We start from the raw sequence: 2,029 nt of genomic DNA on the forward strand, positions 1-2,029 counted from the left end.
TTATCCACTGCCACAATCTCGGCTTGGGTGTGCTTTGCCAATAACCGGGTTGAAAAGCCTTTGCCGCAGCCAATATCAATGATCTTGGTAGGTATTGTTGGCAGTGTGGACAATGCTTTTAGTGTATCGGCATCAGAACTCGGCCCCCAGCGTTCTAAGCGTTGGAATACCGTCATAAAATCGGCCATGTATTGATCGTGTTTGTTCATATCTTTTGATAACCATTTCAAATGCAGGGCTTGTTGTTCATTAAAGCCTTGCTGCTTTAACCACTCCAGATGGGCATCTGGTGCTAATTTATCGGTCTGTTGGTGCCAAAGACGCAGCGAACCTTCACCAAGCATGGCGGCAAGTAACGCGCGAGCTTGTTGCTTTTTAGCGATGTCTTCGTCCAGCTGCTGCAAGCGTTTTTCAAGTACAGAGCGCTGCACCTTGCTGTCCAAAAAGGATTTACATTCCTTAAGTGTTAAACCGCCCACTTGCAGTTGTTGCAACAAGCGCAACTGCTGAACATCTTTATCTGAATACAGTCGATAGCCGTTGGTTTGGCGAACACCCTGCAACAAACCTAGCTTCTCGTAGTAGAGCAAGGTTGACCGTGACAGCCCGACTTTTTCAGCTAACTCAGAAATGCGATACACAGATAAAACGTCCTTTCCGTTCTTTTTAATAATGGCGCGGCTGGCTCAAACAGACCAGAACACGAATGACGATAAACTATGAAGTTATAGACAGGTCAAATGTTGTTAGCAAAAAATATCGTTCAGTTTTGATTTGTTGAAAGCTTGAATACCGCATTCAGGTCTACAGATTGTTACCCATAAAGTCACTTTGTGTAGACCTCCAACCTCTGCATTCCCCCGTTCGGTAAAACGCATAAAAGTGTAAACGGGTTCTGGTTGAGTATAAATCAGCACCTTAATAGCTATCTTTCTTCTCTGAAGCTGACCTTGCTGGCCAAGTTTTAGTCATGTGGATATAGGCTACTGCTGCACTTATTTTTTATTCAGTAATTGGATGTCTTGCAGCTTTCTTCCTAGCTCGTCATCACGGGCGACCTTGGTTAGGTCGTCTAACAAGCCGAGGACTGCCAAAACCTTAACGTAGTGACCAAGTGAAACGGAAGGATCACCTTTTGATATTTTACGCAGTGTTGGCTTAGAAATCCCTGTCCTACTATGCATCATTTCTTGAGTAATGCCGCGTCTCTTCATCGCCAATGTTAAGTTTTCTTCCAAGATGTTTAACATCTTCCTTTGTCTAGGGAATATGACCGCAGTGCGTTTTGATTTTGGCTCGACAGTATCCATAATGAAACTATATTTTCTTAAATCTTAATTTAGTGAAATTATAGTTTCACTTTTATCTTCAAGTTGTAAAGAAATAAATTGCCATCTCTCGAAGTAAAGTGAGCCAAGATCTGAACAGGTCATGTCGATTTTTTACTGTTTTTTCGACATAAGTTTTTTATATGTCGATACACTCGACATATAAACTCTTAATCCAAACGACTCACCGATACAGGGGTATGAGTAGGGCGCTTCAAAGCAGTACGCTATTCTTTGGGCTTCTGGGGCAGTCTGGGCAAAGCCTTAATTCACGCCACTTAGCAATACGCTAACCCTGCCCACAGGGTATTTATGACTTGGGGCATTATGTCAATTCTGGGGCAGCTAGCTACCTATACCCTCAGAAAGCTGCACGATCTGGGCATTTATCTGCCTACTGCGTCCGTTTAACTCTTTAATAATAGCGGGGCAAACTCCTAAGAGAACTTAACAGATCAGTGAGGCTTATTTTGGAAAAAATAGAAACGATGAACCCAACTACACAATCACCCACAAACTCAGCACACCCAGCGCGTCAGCAGCGGATTTTGCGCTTGCCAGAGGTCAAGGCCAAAACCGGCTTTGGCCGTAGCACCATTTATGCCTTGATGGCCAACGGAGAATTCCCCCGTTCCATTCGTATTGGTGCGCGTGCCGTGGGCTGGTTAGAAAGCGATATCGACCAGTGGATTGAAACCCGC

At 44.2% G+C, this 2,029-nt stretch carries 3 protein-coding genes; 1 reads left to right on the forward strand and 2 read right to left on the reverse strand.

Annotated elements, in window-relative coordinates; all coding sequences use genetic code 11:
- The coding region (locus tag L655_RS0100930; RefSeq protein WP_024603786.1) for a MerR family transcriptional regulator at nt 1-641 on the reverse strand (641 nt) is incomplete at its 3' end.
- Nucleotides 642-995: 354 nt separating this feature from the next.
- The gene (locus L655_RS0100935) at nt 996-1,250 is read right to left on the reverse strand and encodes a helix-turn-helix transcriptional regulator (protein WP_198925121.1); all 255 of its coding nucleotides are present in this window, start codon (nt 1,248-1,250) and stop codon (nt 996-998) included.
- A gap of 566 nt (nt 1,251-1,816) precedes the next feature.
- On the opposite strand from L655_RS0100935, the gene L655_RS01000000124825 reads away from it, so the two are divergent.
- Nucleotides 1,817-2,029: AlpA family transcriptional regulator (locus tag L655_RS01000000124825; RefSeq protein ID WP_024603785.1), on the forward strand; the 213-nt coding region annotated here is incomplete at its 3' end.

Origin of the sequence: Pseudoalteromonas sp. TAE79, from assembly GCF_000498015.1 — a bacterium.
Taxonomy (GTDB): domain Bacteria; phylum Pseudomonadota; class Gammaproteobacteria; order Enterobacterales; family Alteromonadaceae; genus Pseudoalteromonas.

Coding starts and splice junctions, on each gene's coding strand:
- L655_RS0100935 (WP_198925121.1), bottom strand. CDS start 1,250: ATGTTAAACATCTTGGAAGAAAACTTAACATTGGCGATGAAGAGACGC.